A 26,063-nucleotide genomic window follows, 5' to 3' on the forward strand; every position below is an offset into this window, starting at 1 on the left:
GGCGCCGGGCCGCTTGGCTTTCGCGCCAACAGGCGCGGCGCGCAGTTGCGCGCTCCTGCGGTCGATGAAATCGACCGCTGGCATAACACCCAATCTCTGGAGGAAAACAAATGACCGAGAAAAGACCCGTCGTCGTCTACGGCGTCTCCGGCTACACCGGGCGCCTGGTCTGCGAATATCTGAGGGAATACAACGTTCCCTTCATCGCCGCCGGGCGCGACAAGGCCAAGGTGCAGGCCGTCGTCGACAAGATCCCCGGCATCGAGACCGCCGACTATGAGGTGGTCGAGGTCGAGCACACGGTGGAGGCGCTGACCAAGCTGTTCCGCGGCGCCAGGGTCGTCAACAATGTGGTCGGCCCGTTCATCAAATATGGCAGCGAGGTCGTGGAAGCCTGCCTTGCCGCCGGCTGCCACTACACAGACACGACCGGCGAGCAGGACTGGGTGCTGCACGCCCAGCAGACATGGGGCGAGGCCTTCGCCAAACAAGGCCTGCTGCTCTCGCCCAATCTCGCGCAGATGTACACGACCGGCGAGATCGCGGCCAATATCTGCCTGGAGACGCCCGGGCTCGATACGCTCGACATATTGGTGTTCTGGAAGGGCTTTCCGACCTACGCCTCGACCCAGACCATCTTCACCATCCTCAAGGCGAAATGGTACTATCTCGAGCAGAACAAATTCGTCGAATGGGACGTGACGGCACGCGCCGACGTGGCCGTGCCGGGCCAGCATGAGACGGCGATCGCCGTGCCGTGGGGCGGCACCGCCCATCCGGTCTGGTTCAAGAACGATCCGCGCGTCTCCAACTGCCGCGTGATGGGCGGCGTGCTCGCGCGCCCGGTCATGGAGGGCGTGGTGCAGACCACGCAGATGGTGAAGGAGCAGATCAGGCCGCTGCCGTTCGACCAGCAGGAGAAGGCGCTGGCCGACATCGCCGCGACGGTGCAGGCGGCAATGCCGCCGCGCGAGAACCCGCGCATCAACACCTCGATCGATTCCGTCCATGCTTCGGGGCCGCTCGGGCGCGCGCATTGCGTCATCCACGGCAACTGCAATTACAAGCAGACCGGCATGCTGCAGGCCTATGCCTCGTTCTCGCTGCTGCAGCAGCCGCCCAAGCGCGACGGTTTCGCCTCCGGCTGCCAGGCTTTCGGCCATCGCGAGTTGCTCGGCCAATTGCGCAGCTTCGGCCTGGTCATGAACCCGATCCTGACCGTGCACAACTGACGGCATGCCGGCGCGGGCGTTCGTTCGCGCCGGTCGAACAACGGCAGGAGACGGCGATGCGGCTGATCGACTATCTCGACAAGGGCGCTTCCCTCGGCGCCGGTGCTCCCTGCCTGACGGCAGGCGCGAAGGACCTGTCCTATGGCGAGGTGCAGCGCCTCAGCTACCGCGTGGCGCGGGGCCTTGCCGGCTCCGGCGTGGAACCCGGCGACAAGGTGGCGATCCTTTCGAGCAACGACCCGATCGCATTCTCCTGCGTCTTCGGCATCGCGCGCGCGGGCGCCGTATGGTGTCCGATCAACCCGCGCAACGAGATCGCCGAGAACCGCTTCATCCTGGACGGCTTCGATTGCCGCCTGCTGATCTTCCACTCCAACTATGCCGCCATGGTCGAGGCCATGCTGCCCGACCTGCCCAAGCTGAAGAAGGTCGTCTGCCTCGATGCCGGGCTCGGCTTCGCCTCGTCCTTCGAGGACTGGCTCGCCGGCATCGACGACGCGCCCTTCGATCGCACGCCGCCCGACGACCTGGCCCTGATCCCGGGCACCGGCGGCACCACGGGAAAGCCCAAGGGCGTGATGCTGTCGGGCCGCAACATCGAGGCGATGACCGCGCTGACCCTCATGGGTTATCCGTTCAAGGGCCGCCCGGTCTATCTGGCGCTCGCGCCGCTTACCCATGCGGCCGGGGTGCTGTGCTTCCCAATCATGGCGCTCGGCGGGCGGATCGTCATCATGGCCAGGCCCGACATCGGCGAGTTCCTCGATCTCATCGAGCGTCACAGAGTGACCCACACCTTCCTGCCGCCGACGGTCATCTACATGCTGCTCGATCATCCGAAGCTCGCCGCGACGGATCTCTCCTCGCTGCAATGCTTCTGGTACGGGGCCGCGCCGATCTCGACCGCCCGGCTGGCCGAGGCGCTCGAGCGGATAGGGCCCATGGCCCAGCTCTTCGGCCAGACCGAAGCGCCGATGATGATCTCGATGATGGCGCCCGAGGACCATTATCTGCCAGATGGCTCTGTCGCGCAAAAGCGCCTGGCTTCTGCTGGCCGACCCGGCCCACTGGTCCAGGTCGCGATCATGGACGCCGAGGGCCGCCTTCTGCCGTCAGGCGAGCGCGGCGAGATCGTGCTGCGCGGCTCGCTCGTCATGGAAGGCTATTACAAGAACCCCGAAGCCACGGCCGAGGCGTCGGCCCATGGCTGGCACCACACCGGCGACATCGGCTATCTCGACGAGGACAACTATCTCTACATCGTCGACCGCGCCAAGGACATGATCATCACCGGCGGCTTCAACGTCTATTCGGTCGAGGTCGAGCAGGCGCTTCAGGCGCATGAGGCGGTTCAGGATTGTGCCGTGATCGGCCTGCCCGACGAGAAATGGGGCGAGCGCGTCGTCGCCGTGCTGCAGCCGCGGGCGGGCAAGGAGATCGATGCCGCCGCCGTGGCGGCCTTCGTCAAGCAGAAGATCGGCAGCGTCAAGACGCCCAAGCAGATCGAGGTCTGGGACGACCTGCCGCGCTCGAAGGTCGGCAAGGTGCTGAAGTCGGATATCCGCGCCACACTGCTCGCGAGGAGAAACAGCTGAGACAACTGGCGACGTCGTCGCCGGGTCGGCAAGATCACGTTCTGGTCTGGCACTCCGGGACAGATAGCAAGCGCTCGTCCTGTCGTGAACGGATTGTTGAATTCCGTTCTGTTTCAGTCGGATAAGAGGTTCGGCGACGCCGCGAAACGCCCCTCATCCGGCTGCCGCCACCTTCTCCCCGCATCGCGGGGAGAAGACCGATGTCTCCACCGGCTTCGCCACTCGCCAGCGTTGCGGATCGAGCGTCATCGTCGCGGCAGGCGGTCTTCTCCCCGCATTGCGGGGAGAAGGTGGCGGCAGCCGGATGAGGGGCTTCTCGCGACGGTCGAAAACACCGAGGCCCGTCAGGCTCGGTCGACGCTCTCCAGGAAACGGGCGAAGATCGGATCGAACTTCTGCGGCGCATCCCAGAAGGGCGCATGGCCCGACTTCTCGATCCCGTGGGTCCTGCCCTCCCACAGATTGGCGTAACGAACGCGGGAGACGAAGCCGAGGTCGACGAAGGGCTCTTCGATGCCGTTGACGACGGCAAGCGGCACCGTCGCCGTAGCGACGATGACGGACTGGTCCTTGCCGCTGCCGGCGGCGAACTTCTCGAACATCAGCCGGCGCGCGCGCCCGTCGGTGCGCGCCACCATGGCGTGAAGCTCGGCGTCATAGGGTTCGCGGCAGGTGCTCCTGGCATAGGCTTCGGCGTCGGCCTCCGAGAAGACCTCCTTGCCGGCGAGCCCCATATGCGGGCTCGGCTTGAAGCCCTCGCCAACCTGCGAAGGGGAAACGGGCGGCGTCCCGGTGATCATCAGGCCAATCATGCCGGGGAAGCGGTCGATCATCTCCAGCCCGATATGGCCGCCCAGCGACCAGCCGAAGACGATCGCCTTGTCGATCTCCAGCCGGCGCAGCACCTCGACCATGGCGTCGGCATAACCTTCCATCGAGTAGCTGCGGTCGGGGTCGATCGCGTCGGAGGACGCGCCGTGGCCCGGGAGATCGGGCGCGATCATCCTGTAGCGCCCGCCGAGCGCGCCGTTCATCTGGTTGCGGAACACCAGGCCGCAACTCGAATTGCCGTGGATCATCAGCACCGGCGTGCCTGTGCCGCCGCTCTCGCGGACCGCGATTTCCCCGTGGCTCGTCTCGACCGTCTTTTGCGAAACCGTCATTCCCGATTCCCCTTCCCTCACAGGCAAGACCTAATCCAACGCTCCCGTGCCGGGCAAGAGCAGACACGCTTTTCGACGGGCAGGGCATGAAACTATCTTTTCAAGCTGATCGTCCTATGCATAAATTGTCAATCGAATAACGCTCATCACAACAAGCTGACGTCAACTGGGGCAAGACAGGGGAACCTCATGAAATCGACTTCTATTTCCGGCACGCTCAAGCGTCGCGCCACTCTCGCCGCGTCGGCTCTGGCGCTCGTCGTCGGCATGGGCACCGCCGCCTTCGCCGACGTCGTCAAGATCGGCCTGCTCGCGCCGCTGACCGGCCCGGCCGCTGCCGACGGCCAGGAATTCCAGCGCGGCGCGCAGATGGCGATCGACGAGGCCAACGCCGCCGGCGGCATCGACGGCCACACTTTCGAGCTGGTGATCGGCGACGTGAAGGACCAGTCGGCGGCCAATGTGACCAGCGCCGTCGAACGCCTGCTCGGCGACCCCGACGTCCATTTCATGCTGACCGGCTATGCCAGCCTGACCAATTTCGAGATCGACAACATGGCGGAAGCGGAAATGCCTTACATGCTGGCCGCCACGTCGCAGCAGACCAGGGACATCATCGCGCCGGATCCCGACAAATATGGCTGCTGCTGGTCGCTGACCCCGTCCTTCGACGCCTACAACACCGACGTCACCTTTTTCGCGGAGAAGCTGGCCAAGGACGGCAAGATCGCGCTGGCGTCCAAGAAGGTCGCCGTCATCTCCTCCGACAACGCCTATTCCAAGACGATCTCCGAAGGCATGAAGAAGACCTTCAGCGAGAACGGCTGGACCATCACCGTCGACGAGATCGTGCCGTTCGGCGAAGTGACGGACTGGCGCGCCATCCTGGCGAAGGTGCGCGCCGACGTCCCCGACGTGGTGATCAACACCGACTATCTGCCCGGCAACTCGGCCTCGTTCCTCAATCAGTTCCTCGAGCAGCCGACGAAGAGCCTGGTGTTCCTGCAATATGCGCCGAGCGTGCCCGAATTCGTCGAACTGACCGGCGCCAAGTCGAACGGCGTCGTCTACAATCTGCTCGGCGGACCGCTGACCTCGCCCAAGAACCCGCGCGCGGAAGAGGTGTCGACCAAGTTCAAGGAGAAATACGGCGTCGAGAGCGGCACCTACGGCGTCGGCCTCTACGAGATGGTCAACGTCTATTTCGACGCGCTGAAGAAGGCAGGCGATCCCGCCGACCACGCCGCCGTGATGAAAGCGATCGGCGAGACCGACAAGCAGGTCGCCGCCGGCCGGCTGAAGTTCGACCCGGCCACGCATCTCGCCATGCAGGGCGACGACTACATCCCGATCACCTTCTTCCAGATCTGGGACGGCCAGCGCTCGCTGATCTCGCCGGAGAAATACGCGACCGGCGAGTTCAAGCCGCAGCCCTGGACGAAATAGCGGCATGGCTCTGCTCGAGGTCGAAGGCGTCGCAAAGTCCTTCGGATCGCTCAGGGCCGTCGACGACGTCTCCTTCAAGGTTGAGGCCGGCGAGATCTTCGGGATCGCCGGCCCGAACGGCAGCGGCAAGAGCACGTTGTTCAACGTGATCACCGGCATACCGTTCAAACCCGACCGGGGCGTGATACGTTTCGACGGCACCGAGATCCAGGGCAAGTCGGGCAACGCGATCGCGCGGCTCGGCCTGGCGCGCACATTCCAGCGCGAGACCAGCTTCGACGGTCTGACCGTGTTCGAGAACGCGCTCATCGGTTCGAGCTACGGCAAGCCGGAGCGGCCGGCGGCCGAAGCGCGAGCCTCTGCCGCCGAAGCGCTCGAATTCGTCGGGCTCTCTTCGGCCTCCTTCGGGCGGCTGGCGGGCGAGCTTTCCGTCTTCGACCGCAAATGCCTGATGCTCGCCACCGCCATCGCCATGCAGCCGAAGCTGCTGCTTCTCGACGAGCCGGCGTCGAGCCTGACCAAGCCGGAGATCGAAAGCTCGATCGGCCTGATCCGGCGTACGGCCGAGCGCGGCATCACCATCGTGCTCATCGAGCATGTGCTGACATTCCTGATGAGCCTGTCGAGGCATCTCCTGGTGCTGAACCAGGGCCAGGTGCTGGCATCAGGCGATCCCAAGGCCGTGATCTCCGACGAGCGCGTGGTGGAGGCCTATCTCGGCAAGCGGAGGCCCGCCGCATGAGCGATGCTGCCTTGCTCACAGTCGAGGGCGTTACCGCCGGCTATGGCCGCGTCACCGTGCTGCACGGCATCTCGCTGGATGCCGGGCGCTTCGGCAATGTCGGCCTGTTCGGGCCGAACGGCCACGGCAAGACCACCTTGCTGCGGGCCGTTTCGGGCCTGGTCGCGCCGAAGAAAGGGACGATCCGCTTCGACGGCGAAGACATCACCGGCCGCAGCGCCCGGGCGATCGTGGCCACGGGCCTCATCCATGTGCCGCAGGGCAACCGGCTGTTTCCCGACCTGACGATCGCCGACTGCATGGCGCTCGGCGCCTTTTCGCCCCGGGCCAGGCCGCATGAGGCGGCGAACCGCGAGAAGGTCGTGAAGCTGTTCCCGAAGCTCGGCGAGCGCTGGCGCCAGCGCGTGCGCACCCTTTCGGGCGGCGAGCGGCAGATGGTGTCGATCGGCACCGCGCTGATGAGCCATCCGCGCCTGCTCATCCTCGACGAGCCGACACTCGGCCTGTCACCCAAGGTCAAGGACGAGTTGTGCGCGGCCGTGCTCGACATTTCGCAGAGCGGCGTGCCGCTGATCGTGGTGGAGCAGGACATCGAATTCCTGCTCGAGCTCTGCCAGCAGCTCTATCTCGTCGACCACGGCACGGTGGCGACGGAGATCCGCCCCGGCGAAAGCATCGAGCACGCCGAGATCATGGCCATGTATTTCGGACACTGAGTATTTCGGACACTGAGATGGGCACCTTTGCGGACATCTTCTTCGGCGGCCTGTTCCAGGGATCGCTCTATGCCATGATGGCGGTGGGACTCGCCCTCGTCTGGACGACGATCGGCGTGTTCAACTTCTCCCATGGGGTCTTCATGATGCTCGGCGCCTATCTCGCCTGGCAATTCGTCGCCATCGGCCTGCCTGCCGCGGTCGCCTTCCCGCTGGCCGTGATCGTCATGGCCGGGGTGGGCTGGATCCTGCAGGCGAGCGTCGTGAGGCCCCTCATCGGCCGTCCCAACATCGTGCTGGTCGTGGTCATCACCACGCTCGCCGCCGGCTCGCTTGTCGAGAACGGCGCACTGGAAATCTGGGGCCCTCGCTCGAAGCAGCTGCCCAGCCTGATCGACGGCAGCACCACCATCGCCGGGGTCGGGGTCTCGCTCCATCAGATCGCCATCATCGTCATCACGCCGCTGATCCTGGCCGCCCTTTGGTCGTTCCTGAACCACACCCGGCTCGGGCTGGCGCTGCGCGCCGTCGCCCAGAACGAGGACGCCAGCCAACTCGTCGGGCTCAACGTCAAGGCCCTCTACGGGCTGGCCTTCGCCATCGCCGCCTCGCTGGCCGGGCTCGCCGGGATCTTCATGGGCGGCTATCGCTTCATGAGCCCGGTCATGGGCGCCGACCCGCTGCTCAAGGCCCTCATCGTCGTGGTCTTCGGCGGCATATCGAGCATTTCCGGGCCGATCTTCGCGGCCTATCTGATCGGGTTCTTCGAAGCCGCGTGCAACTATTATTTCGGCCTCTACTGGACGCCCGCGCTGCTCTTCATCGTGCTCATCCTGACGCTAATGGTGCGGCCGGAAGGCATCTTCGCCGGCCGCTCGCGAGGCCTTGCATGACGACCGCAACCGCCGCACTCCCGCTTCCCGCCGCCCCGGGCCGCACGCCCTGGAGGAACGAGGCTGTCGGCTTCACGCTCGGCTTCCTGCTCTTGGCGCTGCTGCCTTTCGTGTTCACCGACACCTACAGCCGGCACGTGCTGATCATGATCTTCACCTACGCCATCGTGGCGTCGAACTGGGATCTGAGCCTGGGTTACGGCGGGGTGTTCAATTTCGGCCATCTCGCATTGTTCGGCATCGGCGTCTACGCCTACAGCCTGCTCACCAAGCTTGCCGGGCTCGACCCGTGGATCGCGATGCTGGCGAGCGGCGTCATCGCCACGCTCGCAGCCGCGATCGTCACGATCCCGATCCTGCGGCTGAAGGGCATCTACATCATCCTGGTCACCTTCGGCTTCGCCCAGCTCGTGATGCAGATCATCCTCAGCCAATCGGAATATACCGGCGGCACACAAGGCATCGTGCGGATCCCCGGCCTCTACTGGTTCGACCACAACATGGTCCGCGACGGCAAATTCGCCTATTTCTACATAGCGCTCGCGCTTCTGGTGGCGAGCACTCTGTTCCTGCGCCTCTTCGTGCGTTCCCGCGCCGGCGCCGCGATCGTGGCCCTGCGCGACAATGAGGAATATGCGGTGAGCCGCGGCATATCGCTGGTGCGCCAGCGCCTCGTCACACTCGCCGCCAGCGCCTTCTTCACAGGCATCGCCGGCGCCTTCTACGCCGCCTATCAGCGCAACGCCTCGATCGACGTCTTCGGCATGAGCATCGCCACCGTCATCCTGTCGATGGTGCTGCTGGGCGGCGCCGGCACGATCTACGGCGCGATTGTCGCGTCCTTCGTGCTCACCATCTTCTCGGAAGCGATGGCCGATTTCGGCGCCTGGCGGCCGATCATCACCGCGGTGCTGATCATCACCATCATGCTCGCCTATCCGAGCGGGCTTGTCGGGATGATCCGCTCGGCCTGGACGGCGACGGCCGGAAGGGCCAAGCGCGCGGATTGACAGGCGCAACGTTTCTCCCCCCTTGAGGGCCCACAAGGAGGGAGACTGGCTGCCCAGCAGCCAGAGGGGGTTCGAGCGGCAGTGCTCGACGTTAGTACTTACGTCGAGTCCAGCGGAGAGGACCCCACCCGGCCGCGGAGCCTGTCCTCGGGCTTGCCGGAGGCAAGACCCGTGGGCGGCCACCCTCCCCTCAAGGGGAGGGAAACGACGGCGCTACCTGCGCACCCCGCACCAGTCGATGACGGTTGCGGCGATGACCTTGGTGGTCTCCACCAGCGAACCGATGTCGATGAACTCGTCGACGCCGTGGAAGCCGTCGCCCGAGGGGCCGTAGATGACGCCGTCGACGCCGGCCCCGGCATAATGCGCGGCGTCGCACACGGCGACGAAGCCGCGCACCTCGGGCGCCTTTCCGAGCCGCGTCTTGTTGGCGACCAGCGAGGTGACCAGCGGATGGTCGGCCGGCGTGTTCAGCGGCGGAAAGTGCAGCCCGCCGAGCTCCCACTGGATATCAGGCGGATTGTCGCGCAGCCAGGCATCCGTCTGGGCGAAATGATGCACGAAGCTCTCGAAATCGCGGCGGTAGTCGGCCGAATTCTCGTCGGGCAGGAACTTCATGTCGAGGTCGAGCACAACCGCGTCAGGGATGATCGCGGGGTTGGTCATCACAGTCGGCAGGCCGTTTTCGCCGAGCCCGGCGCCGCCATGGACGACGCCGATATTGATCGTATTCATGCCCAGCGGCAACAGCGGATGCGACCGCGCCCTGGTACGGTCGAGCTCGTACTGGCGCACGGCCGCGATGAAGCGCGCCGCCAGCTCGATCGCATTGACACCCGGCACCAGCCGGTCCTTGTCGTGGCGCTGCGGATAGATCTCGTTGTAGCGCAGGGCGGAATGGGCGGAGCGGCCGCGGATGGTGACGCGCGCCCATTCGAGCCCGCCTTCGACCGGCAGCACGTCGCCCCAGGTCGGCTCGGCGACCAGCACCGCCTTGGCGAGCTTGCCCCTCTTCACGGCGTCCATGGCGCCGAAGCCGCCGGCCTCCTCGTCGACCACCGCATGGATGGCGAGCCGGCCTTCGAGATCGATACCCGCCCGGCGGATGGCGCGCGCCGCCGCCACGCAGGCCGCGACCCCGCCTTTCATGTCGATCGAGCCGCGGCCATAGAGGCGGCCGTCCCTGATGTCGCCGCCGAACGGATCGACCGACCATTCGGACCGCGCGCCGACCGGCACCACGTCGATATGGCCGCACAGGATCAGGCTGCGCTCCTCGCTGCCGGCGCGTTCGGCGACGAGGTTCGGACGGCCGGGCAAGGCGTCCCATTGTTCCGTTGCGAAGCCCTCGTCCCTTAGGATCGGGTCGAGCAGGGCCTGGACGTCCGCCTCGCGGTTGATGGCAGGATCGGCCTGGAATTTCGGGTTGACCGACGGAATGCGCACCATGTCGCGTGTGAGCCCGACCACCCAGTCGCGCTCGGCCTCGATCTCGGCCAGCACGGCGGCGATCGCGGATTGGTTTTCAGCCATATCAAGTCCTTCCTGCATTGTCGTGACGAGGGGCCCGCAGGGTCACGCCTGCGGCTTTTTCGGGGCGGCCTTCGAGGCCCTCCGCTTGCGGGCCGGCACCCGGCTCTCCGGCCGATCGGCGGCTGATTCCGAGACGTCGAGCGTGACCGCGTTGGCGCGGCGGATCGCCTCCATCTCCTCCATCCGCTTACGCACGCCTTCGCCGTCGTTCTCCATCGCATGGGCGAAGACGGCTTCCATCTGGGCGACCGCGGTGGCCAGCGTGTCGAAGGGCGAACCGGCTTCGATCGCGGCGACCATTTTCAGTCCGGCATATTCGGCGATGGGCGACAGCCAGCCATCGGTGAACAGGAGGATCGGGACTCCGCGCCCATGCGCCTGGCGCGCGAAGCTGACCACATCGGACTGGTAGCGCCGGTAGTCGAACACGACGAGCAGATCACGCTTGCCGAGGTCGATCAGCACATCGAAATCGGCCGCAGCCAGCGATCCCATGTCCCGGACCCCGGAGCGGAACTGCACGAGATAGCCGGCAAGCATGGAGGCGATGTGGCGGCTGAAGCGACCGCCGAGCAGCACCACCTGGCCCTTGCATTCGAGCAGCATCCTGGCGGCGCGCGCATAGTTCTGCGAAGGGACCGCCGTGCGCGTGCGCTCGAGGCTCTCGGCGACGGAATGGAAATAGTCGAGCGCCGTTCCCTCTCTCTGGCCGCGCGGACGCTTGGCCTCCATCATCAGCAAGGGTGAATGCAGCCGCGATTCGACCTCGGCGAGCAGCCTGGCCTGGAAGTCGGCGAAGCCGTCATAGCCGAGCTTGATCATCAGCCGCATGACCGTCGGGTCGCTGACCCCGGCGCGGCGCGCGAGCCGGGTCGCCGTTCCGAGGCCCGACATGGGAAAATCGGTGAGCAGGGCCTGAACGATCTTGGCCTCGGCCGAGGTGAGCGTCAGGCTGGTACTGGCCAGGTCTTCCCGTATCGACATCGCCAACCTCCCTTGCCGCGACGATGATAGAGAAGCTACAATTTTGCTCAGCTTTGTCAATTTTGGAAGTGATTTTACACCGGAGCCGGCGCGACCTCGGACCGGTTCCGCGTCACGCCAGCTTCACATGTCGGGCGGACAATGGCTGGATGACGATGCCCTTGCCCGCGACCATGCTGGACACCTCGAACCACACCGCCCTGAAGCTGCTCGACGCCTGTGAAAAGGTCCTGCGCGAAGTCGGCACGCTGGACAAGGTGACGGTGCGGCGCATCGCCGGCCGGGCCAAGGCCAACGCGTCGGCCATCAGCTATCATTTCGGATCCCAGGAGAAGCTGATCATCGCGGTCGCGCAGCGCGTCTACCGCCGGCTGAACGCCGAGCGGCTGGTGCTGCTCCAGAAGGCGGCGGCACGCCGCGCCCCGCAGCCGCCGGACCTGGAAGAGGTCATCGCCGCGCTCGTCGGACCCTCGGTGCGCTGGAGCCACGATCCGGATTCCAGCTATCCGGTGCTGGTGCACTTCACCAACATGGCCCATGCCAGCAGCGACCCCGAGCTCTACCGCACGATCGTCGAAGGCGTCGAGCATCACCTGGCCTTCGTGCCCTACCTCAGGCGCATCGCTCCCTGGCTCGACGACGCGGCGATCGGCTGGCGCATCAGCTGCGCGCTGGGCATACGTTCCCAGGTCATCCACAACCGCCTGCGCACCGAGGCGCTGACCGGGCATGCCATCGATCTCGACGATCCCGACGAGGCGATCCGGCGCATGGTCGAGGTGATCGCGCCGATGTTCCGGCGCACTGCTTCTTGACGGCCGAGAGCGGGAACTTCCCGGGCCATCCCACCTGTGTCGCCGAACGACGAGTTCGCGGACTTCGAGATCTGGGACAAGGGCAACCTCGATTGCAGCATCGCCAAGAAACCGGAGATGCTCGAGTTCGAATACGCGCGTTCCGCCTACAAGAACGGCCTGAGGCTCGAAAAGGAACTCGGTACCAATCCCTACAAGTTCGGCCTGATCGGCAGCAGTGATGCGCACAATTCGCTGTCGGCAATGGCGGAGGACAATTTCTTCGGCAAGACCGTGCCCCAGGAGCCCAGTCCGGAGCGCATGCTGGCGACCTTCGTCGACAACAAGGAAACCGGCGTCAGGATCATGGACTGGGAGGTCGGCGCCTCCGGCTACGCCGCCGTCTGGGCGGAAGAGAACACGCGTGAATCGATCTGGGACGCGATGGAGCGCAAGGAGACCTATGCCACCACCGGCCCGCGCATGGTGGTGCGCTTCTTCGGCGGTTGGGACTTCGTCGCCGCCGATGCACAGGATCGCCTGCCCGCCTATGTGGGATATACCAAGGGCGTGCCGATGGGGGGGCGATCTGGGCCAAGCGCCCCAAGGCAAGGCGCCGACCTTCCTCGTCGCCGCGCTCAAAGATCCGATCGGCGCCAATCTCGACCGCTACCAGATCGTCAAGGGCTGGATGGAGGCCGACGGCACACTGCAGGAAAAGGTCTACGACGTCGCCTGGGGTAGCGACCGTCAGCCCGGTGCCGACGGCAAGCTGCCTTCGGTCGGCGACACGGCCGACGTCGCCAATGCGAGTTGGACCAACACGATCGGTGCACCGGAATTGATCGCAGTGTGGACCGACCCGGATTTCGATCCGTCCGAGCGCGCATTCTACTACGGCAGGGTCATCGAGATCCCCACGCCGCGATGGACTGCGTATGACGCCAATTTTTCCGGCACCACGCCTCTGGGCGGGACGCGCATGAAGCTCCAGGACCGGGCCTACACCTCTCCGATCTGGTACACTCCTGCACAGTAGGAGGTGGAAATTGCACCAGCCTGGCCGAAAGCCCGCGGTCGTGGGCCGTCTTCTTGCACATGTGCTGACCGCGGCCGCAGCAACCGCTGCCGCGGCGCCCGACGGAATCGCATGCGGCTACGAGGACCCGCGAAGCGTTTCGATCGGGATTCTCAACTGGGTCTATCCGGACGCGCTTCATGTGATGTCGGCCGTGTGGCAGGCCGAGCATGCCGGCGTCCTGCCGCCACGCAGCGCCTCGGCTGCATCGGGGCCACTCGCCTTCTACCGTGCCGCCTCGAGCATGGAGAAGCTTGGCGCGCGTCTCGAATATCGGATCGCGACGGAGGCGGGACCCGATATCGCGGTCGTGCTCCTGCCGGCGGCAATGTGGACCCGTCATGTCCGGCGCCCTGACGGCATCAATGTCAAGACACACGTGCCGGGGCCCGAAAAGGACGACGTCGTCGTCGTGACCAGTGAGAAAGTCGTGCGGGCACTGCTCGCCGGCGACCTCACCCTGGAGGATGCCCAGGCGCACGGCCTGATGCGCTTCTATGGCAAGGACGAGGCTCTGGCCGCGGCGCGCGCGACCTTCCGCACCACCTTTCCGGCGGCCGTACTTTCACCGCAAGATGCTGTGCCGGCCGATCACGCCGGTGCGATCGGCCAGGAGTATCCATGACGTTCGCAACCGCAAATGACCTAGGGCGCGGGAAAGCGCGGATCGCTCTGGCGGCATCGATGCTGCTCCTGGCCATCGCCACCCAGCCCGCCCTTGCACATGAGGGCGAAGGTGTCGCGGGCGGCTTTCTGTCCGGATTCCTGCATCCGGTTCTCGGCTGGGATCATGTCGCGGCAATGGTGGCGGTTGGCCTTTGGGGCGCATTCCTCGGCGCCCCGGCGATCTGGCTCCTGCCGATCGTCTTCCCGCTGGTGATGGCCTTCGGCGGCACGCTCGGCATCGCCGGTGTGCCGCTTCCGGCCGTCGAGACGGGCATTGCCGCCTCCGCGGTGGTGCTTGGCGTCATGGTGGCGCTCGGCGTGCGGCCACCGCTGTGGATCGCCGGCGTCATCGTCGCCGCCTTCGCCATCTTCCACGGCCACGCCCACGGCACCGAGCTTCCCGTCGCGGCCGACGCGGTCGCCTATGCGGTCGGGTTCGTGACAGGCACCGGGCTGCTGCACCTCATCGGCATAACGTTCGGCCTGGCGACCAAGTGGGAAGCCGGCAAGGTGGCGGTCAGAGCCGCCGGCGGCGCCATTGCCGTTGCCGGCCTCGCTTTCCTGACCGGCTTCGCATGAGAACCGCACTCGCCCCGGCGGTGGCGATCCTGTTCGCCTCATGCGGGGCGGCCACCGCCCACAGCCCGGTCAAAGGCATAGGGGCGTTCTACAACGGACTTCTGCACCCCCTGCTGGTGCCGGCGCACCTGCTGGCGCTGGTCGCGATCGGACTGCTCGTCGGCCAGCATGCGCCACGCCAAAGCCGAGCGGCTCTCCCGGCCTTCGTGGCAGCGACGGCGGCCGCGCTGACACTGACCTGCGCCTTGCCGACCCTGCCGAGGTGGCCGCCGCTGGCGGTCGCGCTGGCCGCGGGCCTCGCCGTGGCATCGGGCCGCTTGCCGGGACCGGCCTCGTGGCTGCTGGCGGTCGCGGCGACCGCCGCGGTCGCGCTCGATTCGCAGCCCGACGTGATTCCCGCCGATCAGGCTTGGCTGGCATTGATCGGCACCGGCCTGGGTGCCGCGCTCATCATCGTTTATCTCGGCGGCCTCGCGGCCTGGCTCGATCGCCCCTGGCACAGAATCGCGATCCGCGCGCTCGGCTCGTGGATTGCGGCCGGCGCGATGCTCGTCCTCACGCTCGATCTGCTGTCGCCCGCGAGTTCGTCCGCATGAGCCTCATCCGACGGCTTCTGACGGAACCGCTAATCCAGTTCCTGATCATCGGCGGCGTGGTCGTCGCGCTCTGGAATTGGCTCGATCGGACGCCGGGCGCCAAAGACCTCCAGGTGATCGAGATCGGGCCCGGCCGGATCGCCCAGCTCTATGAATCGTTTTCTCGCGCCTGGCAGCGCCCGCCCACGCAGCAGGAGCTCGACGGTCTGATCGAAGCCTTCGTGAAGGAGGAGATCTTCTACCGCGAAGGCATCGGCATGGGCCTCGACCGTGACGACACGGTGCTGCGACGCCGCATGCAGCAGAAGATGGAGATCCTGATGGAGCCGGGCGCGGAGGAACTCGACCCCACTGACACCGAGCTTGAGGCCTATCTGAAGGACAACGCCGCCGCCTTCCATATCCCTGCGCGCGTCGCCTTCCGGCAGATCTTCTTCGATCCTGCCAAACGCGGCGACAAGATGCAGGACGACATGGCCGGGCTGCTCGCCGTGCTCGGGGAAGGCGGCGAGGCGCCAGACGACGCAGGCGATCCGACATTGCTGCCCGCAAGCCTGCCCTTGATTCCCATCGACCAGATCGCCCGCAATTTCGGCGACGCTTTTGCCGAAGCGATCGCCTCCGCCGAGAAAGGACGCTGGAACGGGCCATTGGTATCGACCTTCGGTCGGCATCTCGTATTCGTCGTCGACCGGGCCGATCCACGCGAGCTGTCGCTCGACGACGTACGCGAACTCGTGCTGCGCGACTGGCGCTCGGCAAAACGACGCACGCTGGCGGAGGCGCGCTATCGGGAGATGCGCGCCAACTACCGTGTGACGATCGCGCTGCCGGAGCAGGACGCGACATCGACGACCGTTTCGGATGAATGAACGGCCATGCGCGCGCTCGCCGTTCTACTCTTTCTGTTCGGCCTGGGAATCGGCTGCGCTGGCGCACACGAACTGCGGCCGGCCTATCTGGAAATCCTCGAGACCGAGCCGGAAACCTACTCGATCCTCTGGAAGGTGCCTGCGCGCGGGGAATTCCGTCTGTCGCTTCACGTTCGGATGCCGGAAAGCTGTGCCGAGACCGAGGCGCCGGTCACAGCGATCGCCGACGCTGCGTCCACGAGCAGATGGCGCGTCCGGTGTCCCGGAGGGCTGGCCGGGCGCACGATCGTCATCGATGGTCTGGTCGCGACCTACACCGACGCGCTGGCGAGGATCGTGCGTGCTGACGGCACCGTGCAGACGCAGCGGCTCACGCCGGATTTTCCGGAACTGACTGTCGTTGCCGCGCCCACCTCCGGGGATACCGCGCGCACCTATTTCCTGCTTGGCGTCGAGCACATCATGCTCGGTCTCGACCATCTGCTTTTCGTTCTGGCGCTGCTCCTCCTGATCGGCAGCCCTCGCAGACTGGTTGCCACGATCACCGCATTCACTGTCGCCCATTCCGTCACGCTTGCCTTCGCGGCGCTCGGCCTCGCGCGGGCACCCCAGGCGCCGGTGGAGGCGCTCGTCGCGCTGAGCATCGTTCCGGTGGCGGCGGAGATCGTCCTTAAGCAGCGCGGCAGGAGCGACCTGTCGAGCCGCTATCCCTGGGTGATCGCCTTCGTCTTCGGATTGCTGCACGGCTTCGGTTTCGGAGGTGCATTGGCCGAGATCGGCCTGCCGCAAAAGGACGTTCCGCTGGCGCTGCTGACTTTCAACCTGGGCGTCGAGGCGGGACAGCTCGTCTTCGTCATGCTGGCGCTGGCCGCGATCGGCAGCCTCAAGCTCCTGCTGGCCATCCCGCCCGCCCGAGGCTCTTCATCGCTTATGTGATCGGTTCTCTGTCGGCCGCCTGGTTCGTCCAGCGGGTGGTCGGCTTCGGCGTCTGATCGCCGCGAAGTACGCGGCGAAAACCAGGCGGCCGAGGCCGACAAGAAAGGTCACGTCGGCGGGAACCCCACCTGGCGGCACTCAGTCGATGTAGACCACGACATAACGCCCGCCATAGGGCTGATAGTAGGTTCCGCCGCAACTCCACACGACGGTGCCGTTGACGCTTGTCCGCGCACAGCCGGCGGGAAGTGTGGCGACATATATCGACGAGCGACGGATTACGCGGCGCGTGGTGCGCCTCGCGACGCCGGCGACACTACCGGGCGTCGCGGGCCGTCCTACGACGGCATGGGCTGTCGATACGAAGGAACCGATTGGCGTCGGCACGAGACTATCCACCGCGAGCATGCTGAATCCGACGAGCGCTCCCAGGAGGAGTTTGATGCGCAGCTTGATCATCGTCTTCATTCTCCAGCCTCGAGCGACAGTTCGCCGGTAACATCGGCGTAAACCTGCTCGACCTCTCTCGCGCCCGCCGGGGGAGTGAACGAAAATTGAGCGGGGTCGACACCCTCGCGCTTCCAATTGGTCAACCGAAGGGAATATTCCGGTGCCCCGGTTACCCACTTCGTCGTGATGACGTATTTGAGCGGAACCGGCTTCTCGCCCTTGCTGATCCAGATCTGCCAATCGACGATATCGGTTCTGAAGGCGAGGTGATCGCATTCGATGCCACCGACGAAGCCTGATCCGACAACGGTCCCCTCGGTCACGCCCTCGGTGAGCACCGCATAGGGGTCGCTGGCCAACAGTTCGGCTCCCGGAGCATCGAGGCCGGTGGCGGCCCGAAACTCCTCAGTCGCTTCTTCGACGCTCGGCCCCGGACTGTCCATCTGCGCATAGACATTCAAAGCCTTGCCGTAGAGCGATATGGTCTTGCCATCGAACGTCACCTGCGCATCCGCAAATGGGCCCTTTCGGGTCATGCGGAAGCCCTTGGCGCGATCGAGGGCGAGAGAGCCCGAGGCGCTGTACTGGATTTTCTGACCGGCAAGGTCGATGATCTCGTGGTCCGCGTCATAATCGACACTGAATGTGGACATGGCCTTGAGATTCTCGCTCATCGCCGCGAGGATCTTGTCGGCCTCAGGATCGATCTTGTCCTCTGCAGCGGCCGGGTACGCTGCAGCAGCGGCCATAACGGCCAGGGGCAGCACGCACCGCCGCGCACCCTTCCCGAGCCTTGTCAGTTTCGGTCCAATCATGGTCTCACCTTGAAGATGCTTCGTGTAAAGCACACGACCTAAAGGCCAGAGAGAATCTCCTCCGGACAGTCACCGTGCGCCCCTGGCCCACATTGCTATGGGCGGCCCGATTCTTCTTGCCATTTTGCGCCAGGAACGCCTGGTAGCGCGATGCTTCATATGCATCATGGCGTCGCGATGTGGGCCTCTGGATCAGGCAGTGGCGACGCACCAGGGGTTGTGCTATCTGCGCGGCCGGCTGACCCTCAGGGATGGACGAACTCTATGTCGTTCCCGTCGAATACCTATTGATCGGCGGAAATGCCTTCCTTCGCACCGCGCTTTGAAAACCGGCTCTTGCAGTCGACTTCACCCTGCAAACTACTGACCGCGCTCGCTATCCGGCTTGCTTCCATTGTCATCGGTGATATGTGTAAACCATTCATTTTGCGCCAATGCCTAGCTTAGGAGTACTTTCAAATAGCCGCAGTCCCTGTGATCTCCAGCCACGTACTGCAGGGTCTGCCCGCATTCATACGAATTGAGCTCGGTGAGAAGGCGCTGCAACGCGCCAATCGTGCCGCGGGTTTCGATGTTGAATTGATCGAGGATCGAAACTTCTTCATTCCTCAGCGGTCCGTGGTCGGATTCGTCGACGAGACGGCAAGAGTGCTTGGCGATTCCAAACTCGGGCTTCTGCTCGTGCCGAGCAGGAACATCGCCGCCTACGGTACGTTCGGACGATACGTGACTGAAGCCGATACTCTCGGCCAGGCGATCACGCGGACTATCGCCACCCTCCAATACCACAGTACTTATGACGGGTTGTCTGTCGCAACCGCTGCAGATGAGGTACGTCTCAGCTATACATTTGCCTTGGCCGGTTCTCGGGGATACGCTTCTTCCGTCGCATGCGCCGCCGCCGGCATATTGTTGAGCCTCTTCAGGGCATATCTGCCCGATCATTGGCGCCCGCGTCGCATTGAACTCGACATCCCGACCCCCTGCCACACTTCTCCATTTGAAGATGTGTTTCAATGCCCGGTCATGTTCAATGCACCTGCAGTGGCGGTCGTCGTTGAAGGGCATCGATTGATGGCAGCGCCGAGACGCACATCACGGCCGATTGTGACATTCGAAGACGTCGCGCGTGATCGCCGAGGCGGTGCGCCACGGAGCTTGCTCGACATTGCCGTCGCCCAGATTCGTGCGCAACTTCAGGCGGGTGACGTGTCCATCGAGGACGCTGCGCGATCCATGGATACAAGCGTTCGAACGCTTCAGCGTGAGCTGCAGCAGGCCGGTGCCGACTTTCGCAGCCTTACGAGTGCTGTGCGGATTGAACGGGCCACCGAACTCCTAATGGGAACGAACGTCTCTGTTACCAGCATTTCGGAAGAACTGGGCTACTCGTCACCGGCGGGGTTTTCGCGGGCATTCCGGAAGGCCACAGGCCTGGGTCCGCGTGAGTTTCGCTCGACAGACCCAGGCAACGATCGTCGTGGCGTGAAATGGCAAGACGCCTTCGTTGCTCCCATGGGATAAGTGCAGGTGCATCTTGTTCCCGGCGGAACACGGGCAAGCCGGCGCGATTGTACGAGGTGACGACGACCATGCGCCTGCCATTTCTTGCCTTTGCTTTTGTAACCGCTGCCTTCGGGCAGGTCGCTTCGGCCGAGCAACTTGTCGGCAACATCAACGGCGGCGGCGGCCCCATCGCAAAGTCGACGGTGACGCTATGGGCTGCGGGCGAGGGAGCACCCACCAAGCTGTCGGAAACAAGCACAGGTGACGACGGCGCGTTTCGCTTTGAATTCGACATCCAGAAGGCTGGCGGCGACGTGCTTTACCTGACCGCCAGAGGTGGAGAGCCCAAGATCGGCGGCTCGCAGGGGGCGAACCCGGCCATCGCGTTGATGGCAACGTTAGGCACCACTGCCCCGAAAGAAGTGACCGTCAACGAACTCACGACCGTGGCATCAGTATGGACGGGCGCGCAGTTCTTGAAAGGCGAAACGCTGAGCGGGCATGCACTCGGACTGAAGATCGCCTCGGGCAATGTGCCCAACCTGGTGGACCTCGCGACCGGCGGATTGGGGCCCGTGATCCAGGATCCCTGAACAGCACGCAGACCACCTCTCTGGCTACGTTGAACACCTTGGGTGGCTTGCTGTCGGGCTGCATCACGCGCGTGCAGACGGACGCCTGTGAAAGGTTGTTTCAGGCTTCCACGCCGCCCGGAGGGGCCGCTCCGACCGACACGTTGACCGCGGCCCAGGCCATCCCGCTGCATCCGTGGAATGAGCCCGAGAAGCTGTTTGCGCTGTTGGACCACTTCTACCCGGCCCAGGACGGGCCGGGCTCCCGCACCGTCCCGTTCCGGCCATACCTTCTGTTCGCTCCCGGCACATGGACCATCGCGCTGCGTTACGCAGGCGGTGGTTTGAGCGGCCTCGGCGGCATCGGCATCGACGGCGATGGCGACGCCTGGGCGGCAAACAATCAGATGGCAGGCTCGCAATCGACCATGTATGGCGGGATCGGCGGCACGCTCTCCGAGCTTGCGCCGAATGGCCGCCCCATCTCGCCGATGACCACCGGCTATACTGGAGGCGGCGTGGACTTTCCCGGCTGGGCCTCACCGTCGCCGGCGACGGCAAGGTGTGGGTGACAAGCATCACCGGGAAGACGATCTCTGTTTTCGATAAGACTGGGAAGCCTCTGTCGCCGCCGACCGGCTACAACCTGAATGGGCAACTCGGCGGCATGCAGGGCATCAATACGACCCCCGACGGGGATGTATGGGCGCTGGATTCAAGCAAGAGCCAGATCGTCCACCTGCCGAAAGGCGATCCGGCCCAGGCGCGTATCCTGTGCCGCACCGTCGACGACAAGCCCGTCGACGGCACCTGCCAGGTGAAGGGACCGTTCCACGTCGCGTTCGACCTGCAGGGCCGGGTCCTGGTTTCCAACGCCAACTCCAACACGGTGACACGCTTCCCGGCGAATGATCCCGGCAAGGCCGAACAATTGGAGGTCGGCTACAGTCCCCATGCCATCGCTATCGATAGCCAGGGCAATGCGTGGGTCGCGAATACGCTGGGCGAGCCGAGCGCCAAGCAATGGGTCGCGAGCGGTACAGGCCACACTTACACAGCTTTGCGGCGTGCGGACCGAGACATGTCCTCCAGGCTTCAAGACGGGCGACCCGATCTCTCCCCCCCAAACCGGCTACGTGGGGAAAGGGATGCAATATCTGACCGGTGTTGCAGTCGACCCAGCCGGCAATGTGTGGGCCGCCAACAATATCGACCTCATGGACGAGGTCTGCCTGACCAAGATCCCTGACGAAACCGTTTCAACGCGCTGTGGCGGCCAGGGCTTCGTGGTCTTCTTTGGATTGGCGAAACCCGTGAGGACACCGGTGGTCGGCAGTCAGGTACGACGCTGGTAAGCGGCGACGCGGCGGCATGCCGCCATTCTCCAGCCAACCTGCACTTCTTCGCGGAGCTATTCAGCTCAACTTGAGGGGATCCTGACGATCAGGTCTCGAAGCGGTTGAATAGCCTCGCTCGGTTCGCCGTTCGTCTTCGCGGCCAAGATCGACAAGCCCTTCGCTGGAATGGCCGGGTGACATGAAGCACGTACTTATGATTGCCGCGGTCGCCGAGATGGCGACCGGTCTTGCCTTGATCGTGGCCCCCTCGATGGTCGGGCAACTGCTGCTTGGCGTTCCCCTGGCGGAACCTGCCGCGACCGTGGCCGGCGTCCTCGGCCTGGCCTTGCTGGGGCTTGGCGCTGCCTGCTGGCCAGGTCCCCCAAGACTTGGCATGCTGTTCTACAGCGCGCTTGTCACGCTCTATCTTGCCTATGCTGGATTTTCGCCCCTCCCGACCGGACCGCTTCTCTGGCCGGCCGTGGTGCTGCATGGCGTGCTGGCCATTTTGCTCCTACTCACGTGGAAACGATCCGGCAGCGGACGAGCATGAATTGAGCTCCGGGCCAGGCAGCACTCTCGTGGAGCTCGCCAGATAGCTGTTTCCGCGATGCCGAAGACGGGTCCAGAGCGAGCCTGGACCGGCGACCTTGTCGAATGCGAGTAGGGTCGAAGCATCCAGGCGAAACTCTGCAAGTCGCTGGCGTCCTCGCGTCGCCGCCGGCCCCATCGATGTCCGCCATGCGATCGGATCACAACGTTCGCCATTTCCAGAGGGAATGCCGGCTTGGCACGCGACCGCGACCTCCGTCAGCGGCCGCTGGCCGGCATGACTCGAACTCTTGCCACCGATAGCCGTCGTCTCAACGTTTCTTGCTCGGCGGCCATTCCCCGACTCTTGCTCTGGGTGGTCCAGCGGCTGTCGGCGATAGTGCAGTCGAGAAGCGGAAGTGGCACTCCGGCGTCGATTCGAACACGGTTCTAAAACTGTCACGCGCGGGAAACAGGCTGGGCCTATCGAGCCGTCAGCGAGGCGCATCGCTTGCGGGATGCGCATCCGACTGAGATCGAACGGAGCCTGCGATGGAACGCGAAACCACCTTCATCCACCTCACCGACCTGCATATCGGCCGACCCGGCCATGACGATCCGCATCTGTTCAGCGACACCACCGCGACGCTGGAAACGATCCTCGGCATGATCGCCACGATCGAGCCCCGGCCGAGCTTCGTTGTCGCCAGCGGCGACCTCACCAACCGCGGCGACGCCGAGAGCTTCCAGGCGCTGAAATCGGTCATGGCCAGGCTCGACCTGCCCGTCGTCTACGCGCTCGGCAACCACGACACGCGCGAGGGCTTCTACCGGGGCTTTCTCGACCGCGCCGAGGATCTCGACGCTCCCTATTTCCACGATCAGGTGATCGACGGCGTCCATCTGATCACGCTGGATTCGTCCATCCCCGGCCAGATCGGCGGCGCCATCGAGCCCGAGCAGTTCGCTTGGCTGGAAAGGGTGCTGGAAACCCATGCCGACCTGCCGAAGCTGATCGTCTCGCATCACCCGCCTGAGATCGGCGACGAAGGCGAATTCGCTCCGTGGCGGTCGATCCGCGGCGAGGATACGGCGAAGCTCGCCGCACTCATTAAGGGGCGCAACGTCGTCGGCATATTGAGCGGCCATATCCACTACGACCGCGTGACCGTCTGGCACGGCGTTCCCGTCGTCATCGGCATGGGCCAGCACGCGGCGACCGACATTCTGGTGAAGGACGTGTTGCGCATGGTCAACGGCGTGTCCTTCGCGATCGGCACCGTCCGCGATTCGGGCCTGACCGTCTCCTTCGTGCCGCTGCCTTCGGACCGCGCCGAACTCAACCGCTACCCGCTCGACATGCTGCGCAAGCTCAACGAGGGCATGGCCGCCGCGGCCGAATAACCGGATCCCTTCCAGGAAAGGAATTGACGATGCTGAGAAGAAGCTGTCTCAAGCTGATGCTCGCCGCCGGCGCGGCGCTGGCGGCACCCGCCGGCATGGCCAGGGCCGAGATGCCGGCCACGGTCGACCAGCCGGTCACCATCACCTTCTACAACTACAATTTGTCCTCCGCGACCGCCGGCGCCGACGCCACCCGCGAGTTGCTCAAGGAGTTCATGGCGGCCAATCCGAACATTACCGTCGAGGGCATCCCGGTGCCGCCGAACGAGATCCTGTCGCGGGTCCAGGCCGACATCGTGGCGGGGCGCCAGCCCGATGTCGCGCAGCTCGTGTTCCGCGACCTGATCTACATCGCCAGGGACCTCGGCGGCAACGCGCTGGAGGACATGGTGCCCGCCGCCGAACTGGCCGACCACCTCTCTGGCATGATCCCTCAGGGTCTCGATCTCGGCCGGATCGACGGCAAGACCTACGGTCTCGCCTACACCTTCTCGACGCCGATCCTCTATTACAATGCCGATCTCTTCCGGCAGGCCGGCCTCGACCCGGACAAGCCGCCCCGGACCTGGGACGAGGTCAAGGCGGCCGGCGAGGCGATCAGCCAGAAGACCGGCAAGCACGGCTTCTTCCCCGGTGCCTACGGGTCGGTCGACGGCACCTTCGTCTATCAGGCGATCGAGATGTCGAACGGCGGCAATGTCCGCGACGGCAACCGGCTGACCTTCGCCGAGGGCGGCGCAATGGAAGCCGTCAAGATGCTGCGTGCCATGGTCGACAGCGGTGCCCATGCCCGCATCGACGTCGGCTCCCATATGGACACCATGGCGAGCGGCAATCTCGGCATGTTCCTCTATACCAGCGCCGTGCAGAACAGCCTGCTCAAATCGGCCGCCGGCAATTACGAGCTGCGTGTGGCCGCCATGCCGGCCTTCGGCGAGAAGCCGACCCGGCCGACCAATTCGGGCAGCGCGCTCTTCGTCTTCAGCAAGGACCCGGCGAAGCAGCGGGCGGCCTATGAGCTGCTGAAATTCCTGACTTCGAAGCACGCCTACACGGTCATCACCAGCAAGATCGGCTATCTGCCGCTCCGGCTCGATATCGTCGACGATCCGCAATATCTCGCCGAATGGGTGAAGACGCATCCGATGATCCGGCCGAATCTGGAGCAGCTGACGCGGCTGACCGCCAACGTCGCCTTCCCCGGTCCCAACTACCGGCAGGTGGAGAAGGTGATGATGGACGGCATCCGCGAGGCGGTGTTCGGCGAGGGCGATGCGGAAGCCGTGCTGAAGCAGGCCCAGGCCGACGCCCAGAGCCTGATGCCGGAATAGGGAAAGACCGGGGCGGCGGCAGGGATGCCGCCGCCTCATTCTTACCTCGCGGCTTGCACCCATCGTGGAAGTACCCCTCATCCGACCGCACTTCGTGCGGCCACCTTCTCCCACAAGGGGAGAAGGGAAGGCCCTGCCGCAGCGTTCCCGCCAGTCGCTGGCGTTGATTTGCACAGCCGGCCAAGCCAGGCTCCTGCCTTCTCCACCTGTGGGAGAAGGTGGCCGCGCCCGCCAGGGCGCGGTCGGATGAGGGGTTCTTCCGCGATGCTCGCATATCTTGGCGTCGGGACGGAAGGCAGACCGTTGGTTCCTGCAGCCGACACGACACGACCGACCGCAACAAAAGAACGGCCAGATGACCAACCCGCCCTCGTCCCACCTCAGCCCGCTCGACCGGCTGTTCGGCGAACTGCGGCTGGAGCCCTGGCTCTACCTGCTGCCTGCGGTCGCGACGCTGGTGATCTGGGTCTATGCGCCCCTTCTCGAGGCGTTCCAGCTCTCCTTCTATCAATGGAACATGCTGCCGACGGCCTCGAAGATCTATGTCGGGCTCGACAACTACCGGCGCCTGTTCGTCCTGCCGGAAATGCGGCGCGCCTTGTGGAACACGGCCATCTACATCGTCGGCCTGTTCCCGATGTCGGTGCTGATCCCCCTCGCCGTGGCGATCTTCACACAGGAACTCAAGGGTCCCTGGCGAAATCTCTACCGCACGCTGATCTTCGTGCCGATGATCATAGCGCCCGTCGTGGCGGCCATCGTATGGCGCTGGCTGCTCAACGAGGATCACGGGCTGGTCAACCGAATGTTCGCCGGGCTCGGCCTGTCGAGGGTGGGATTCCTGCAGGATCCGGACTATGCGCTGGCGACGCTGATCTGGATCACGGGCTGGAAGCTCGTCGGCTTCTCCACCCTTTTGTTCTCCGCCGCCAATGCCGGCATCAACCCCAGCTACATCGAGGCGGCACGCATGGACGGCGCCACGCCCTGGCAGATCATCCGCGACGTCCGACTGCCGCTGCTGTCGCCGACCATCCTGCTCCTGTCGATGATGACGATCCTGTTCGGGGCGCAATGGAGCTTCACCTATATCAACGTGCTCACCCAGGGCGGGCCGCTCAAATCGACCACCAACATCTTCTATCTCCTGTGGGACTACGGCTTCGGCAGCCTGTCCGTCGGCTGGAGCTCGGCGGCCGGCATGATCGCCTTCGCCAGCTTCGGGGCGATTGCCATGCTCCTGCTGTGGCTCATGCAGAGGCGTGCCTTCCATGACAACTGA

At 64.9% G+C, this 26,063-nt stretch carries 26 protein-coding genes and 1 pseudogene; 22 read left to right on the forward strand and 5 right to left on the reverse strand.

Annotation, left to right across the window (positions count from 1 at the left end; all coding sequences use genetic code 11):
* Positions 1-110 precede the first annotated feature (110 nt).
* A complete protein-coding gene (locus JN280_RS04720) occupies positions 111-1,232 on the forward strand; it encodes a DUF5938 domain-containing protein (protein WP_202310345.1) in 1,122 nt (373 codons plus the stop codon).
* Between the two features lie 56 nt (positions 1,233-1,288).
* On the forward strand, positions 1,289-2,827 hold the full coding sequence (locus JN280_RS04725; protein WP_202310346.1) for an acyl-CoA synthetase: 1,539 nt from the start codon (positions 1,289-1,291) through the stop codon (positions 2,825-2,827).
* A 344-nt stretch (positions 2,828-3,171) separates the two neighbouring features.
* Here JN280_RS04725 and JN280_RS04730 read toward each other — a convergent pair whose 3' ends face one another.
* On the reverse strand, positions 3,172-3,990 hold the full coding sequence (locus JN280_RS04730) for an alpha/beta fold hydrolase (protein WP_202310347.1): 819 nt from the start codon (positions 3,988-3,990) through the stop codon (positions 3,172-3,174).
* A gap of 189 nt (positions 3,991-4,179) precedes the next feature.
* Here JN280_RS04730 and JN280_RS04735 point away from each other — a divergent pair, with 189 nt between their 5' ends.
* Genes JN280_RS04735 through JN280_RS04755 form a run of 5 tightly spaced genes read left to right on the forward strand, consistent with a single transcriptional unit; the run spans position 4,180 to position 8,797 of the window.
* Entirely contained in the window at positions 4,180-5,436 is a 1,257-nt protein-coding gene (locus JN280_RS04735; RefSeq protein WP_244742975.1) for an ABC transporter substrate-binding protein, read from the forward strand.
* Positions 5,437-5,440: 4 nt separating this feature from the next.
* A complete protein-coding gene (locus JN280_RS04740; RefSeq protein ID WP_202310348.1) occupies positions 5,441-6,178 on the forward strand; it encodes an ABC transporter ATP-binding protein in 738 nt (245 codons plus the stop codon).
* On the forward strand, positions 6,175-6,894 hold the full coding sequence (locus tag JN280_RS04745; RefSeq protein ID WP_202310349.1) for an ABC transporter ATP-binding protein: 720 nt from the start codon (positions 6,175-6,177) through the stop codon (positions 6,892-6,894). Before JN280_RS04740 ends, JN280_RS04745 begins: the two co-directional genes overlap by 4 nt.
* A 17-nt stretch (positions 6,895-6,911) precedes the next feature.
* Positions 6,912-7,787 (forward strand): branched-chain amino acid ABC transporter permease, encoded by an 876-nt coding sequence (locus JN280_RS04750; protein ID WP_202310350.1) that lies wholly within the window; start codon positions 6,912-6,914, stop codon positions 7,785-7,787.
* Positions 7,784-8,797 carry a branched-chain amino acid ABC transporter permease gene (locus JN280_RS04755; protein ID WP_202310351.1) on the forward strand — a complete coding sequence of 338 codons (1,014 nt, stop codon included), beginning with the start codon at positions 7,784-7,786 and terminating at the stop codon, positions 8,795-8,797. Before JN280_RS04750 ends, JN280_RS04755 begins: the two co-directional genes overlap by 4 nt.
* A 213-nt stretch (positions 8,798-9,010) precedes the next feature.
* On the opposite strand, the gene JN280_RS04760 is transcribed toward JN280_RS04755, so the two are convergent.
* Positions 9,011-10,330, reverse strand: a complete 1,320-nt coding sequence (locus JN280_RS04760) for a M20 family metallopeptidase (protein ID WP_202310352.1) — start codon at positions 10,328-10,330, stop codon at positions 9,011-9,013.
* A 42-nt stretch (positions 10,331-10,372) separates the two neighbouring features.
* Entirely contained in the window at positions 10,373-11,314 is a 942-nt protein-coding gene (locus JN280_RS04765; protein WP_202310353.1) for a MurR/RpiR family transcriptional regulator, read from the reverse strand.
* 149 nt (positions 11,315-11,463) lie between these two features.
* Here JN280_RS04765 and JN280_RS04770 point away from each other — a divergent pair, with 149 nt between their 5' ends.
* The 7 genes and pseudogenes from JN280_RS04770 (at position 11,464) to JN280_RS04800 (ending at position 16,835) form a co-directional block, all read left to right on the forward strand.
* Positions 11,464-12,129: a TetR family transcriptional regulator gene (locus tag JN280_RS04770; RefSeq protein WP_244742978.1), complete on the forward strand. Its 666-nt coding sequence runs from the start codon at positions 11,464-11,466 to the stop codon at positions 12,127-12,129.
* 12 nt (positions 12,130-12,141) lie between these two features.
* Positions 12,142-13,147 (forward strand): annotated as a pseudogene (locus JN280_RS04775) (DUF3604 domain-containing protein); the annotation flags it as partial.
* Positions 13,148-13,187: 40 nt separating this feature from the next.
* Entirely contained in the window at positions 13,188-13,811 is a 624-nt protein-coding gene (locus tag JN280_RS04780) for a hypothetical protein (RefSeq protein ID WP_202310354.1), read from the forward strand.
* A complete protein-coding gene (locus tag JN280_RS04785; RefSeq protein WP_446720811.1) occupies positions 13,808-14,431 on the forward strand; it encodes a HupE/UreJ family protein in 624 nt (207 codons plus the stop codon). The genes JN280_RS04780 and JN280_RS04785 overlap by 4 nt, the downstream gene beginning before the upstream one ends.
* Positions 14,428-15,027 carry a HupE/UreJ family protein gene (locus JN280_RS04790; RefSeq protein WP_202310355.1) on the forward strand — a complete coding sequence of 200 codons (600 nt, stop codon included), beginning with the start codon at positions 14,428-14,430 and terminating at the stop codon, positions 15,025-15,027. Before JN280_RS04785 ends, JN280_RS04790 begins: the two co-directional genes overlap by 4 nt.
* The gene (locus tag JN280_RS04795; RefSeq protein ID WP_202310356.1) at positions 15,024-15,899 is read left to right on the forward strand and encodes a peptidylprolyl isomerase; all 876 of its coding nucleotides are present in this window, start codon (positions 15,024-15,026) and stop codon (positions 15,897-15,899) included. The genes JN280_RS04790 and JN280_RS04795 overlap by 4 nt, the downstream gene beginning before the upstream one ends.
* A gap of 6 nt (positions 15,900-15,905) precedes the next feature.
* Positions 15,906-16,835 (forward strand): HupE/UreJ family protein, encoded by a 930-nt coding sequence (locus tag JN280_RS04800; protein WP_244742981.1) that lies wholly within the window; start codon positions 15,906-15,908, stop codon positions 16,833-16,835.
* Positions 16,836-16,973: 138 nt separating this feature from the next.
* Here the strand turns inward: JN280_RS04800 and JN280_RS04805 are convergent, their stop codons facing one another.
* The gene (locus tag JN280_RS04805; RefSeq protein ID WP_244743479.1) at positions 16,974-17,243 is read right to left on the reverse strand and encodes a hypothetical protein; all 270 of its coding nucleotides are present in this window, start codon (positions 17,241-17,243) and stop codon (positions 16,974-16,976) included.
* A gap of 56 nt (positions 17,244-17,299) precedes the next feature.
* The gene (locus JN280_RS04810) at positions 17,300-18,052 is read right to left on the reverse strand and encodes a DUF2092 domain-containing protein (RefSeq protein WP_244742984.1); all 753 of its coding nucleotides are present in this window, start codon (positions 18,050-18,052) and stop codon (positions 17,300-17,302) included.
* 522 nt (positions 18,053-18,574) lie between these two features.
* On the opposite strand from JN280_RS04810, the gene JN280_RS04815 reads away from it, so the two are divergent.
* The 8 genes from JN280_RS04815 to JN280_RS04850 all read left to right on the forward strand — a co-directional run bounded on the left by JN280_RS04815 (position 18,575) and on the right by JN280_RS04850 (position 26,063).
* Positions 18,575-19,624 carry an AraC family transcriptional regulator gene (locus tag JN280_RS04815; protein WP_244742987.1) on the forward strand — a complete coding sequence of 350 codons (1,050 nt, stop codon included), beginning with the start codon at positions 18,575-18,577 and terminating at the stop codon, positions 19,622-19,624.
* A gap of 47 nt (positions 19,625-19,671) precedes the next feature.
* Positions 19,672-20,199, forward strand: a complete 528-nt coding sequence (locus JN280_RS04820; protein WP_202310357.1) for a hypothetical protein — start codon at positions 19,672-19,674, stop codon at positions 20,197-20,199.
* Positions 20,200-20,237: 38 nt separating this feature from the next.
* On the forward strand, positions 20,238-20,750 hold the full coding sequence (locus tag JN280_RS04825) for a hypothetical protein (RefSeq protein WP_202310358.1): 513 nt from the start codon (positions 20,238-20,240) through the stop codon (positions 20,748-20,750).
* Positions 20,747-21,427 carry a hypothetical protein gene (locus JN280_RS04830; RefSeq protein ID WP_202310359.1) on the forward strand — a complete coding sequence of 227 codons (681 nt, stop codon included), beginning with the start codon at positions 20,747-20,749 and terminating at the stop codon, positions 21,425-21,427. The genes JN280_RS04825 and JN280_RS04830 overlap by 4 nt, the downstream gene beginning before the upstream one ends.
* Before the next feature lie 287 nt (positions 21,428-21,714).
* Positions 21,715-22,068 carry a hypothetical protein gene (locus JN280_RS04835; RefSeq protein ID WP_202310360.1) on the forward strand — a complete coding sequence of 118 codons (354 nt, stop codon included), beginning with the start codon at positions 21,715-21,717 and terminating at the stop codon, positions 22,066-22,068.
* Between the two features lie 530 nt (positions 22,069-22,598).
* Positions 22,599-23,450 carry a metallophosphoesterase gene (locus JN280_RS04840; protein ID WP_202310361.1) on the forward strand — a complete coding sequence of 284 codons (852 nt, stop codon included), beginning with the start codon at positions 22,599-22,601 and terminating at the stop codon, positions 23,448-23,450.
* Between the two features lie 29 nt (positions 23,451-23,479).
* Positions 23,480-24,781, forward strand: a complete 1,302-nt coding sequence (locus JN280_RS04845; protein ID WP_202310362.1) for an ABC transporter substrate-binding protein — start codon at positions 23,480-23,482, stop codon at positions 24,779-24,781.
* A gap of 355 nt (positions 24,782-25,136) precedes the next feature.
* Positions 25,137-26,063: a carbohydrate ABC transporter permease gene (locus JN280_RS04850; protein ID WP_202310363.1), complete on the forward strand. Its 927-nt coding sequence runs from the start codon at positions 25,137-25,139 to the stop codon at positions 26,061-26,063.

Origin of the sequence: Mesorhizobium sp. L-8-10, assembly GCF_016756635.1 — a bacterium.
In the GTDB taxonomy this organism is placed as follows: Bacteria; Pseudomonadota; Alphaproteobacteria; order Rhizobiales; family Rhizobiaceae.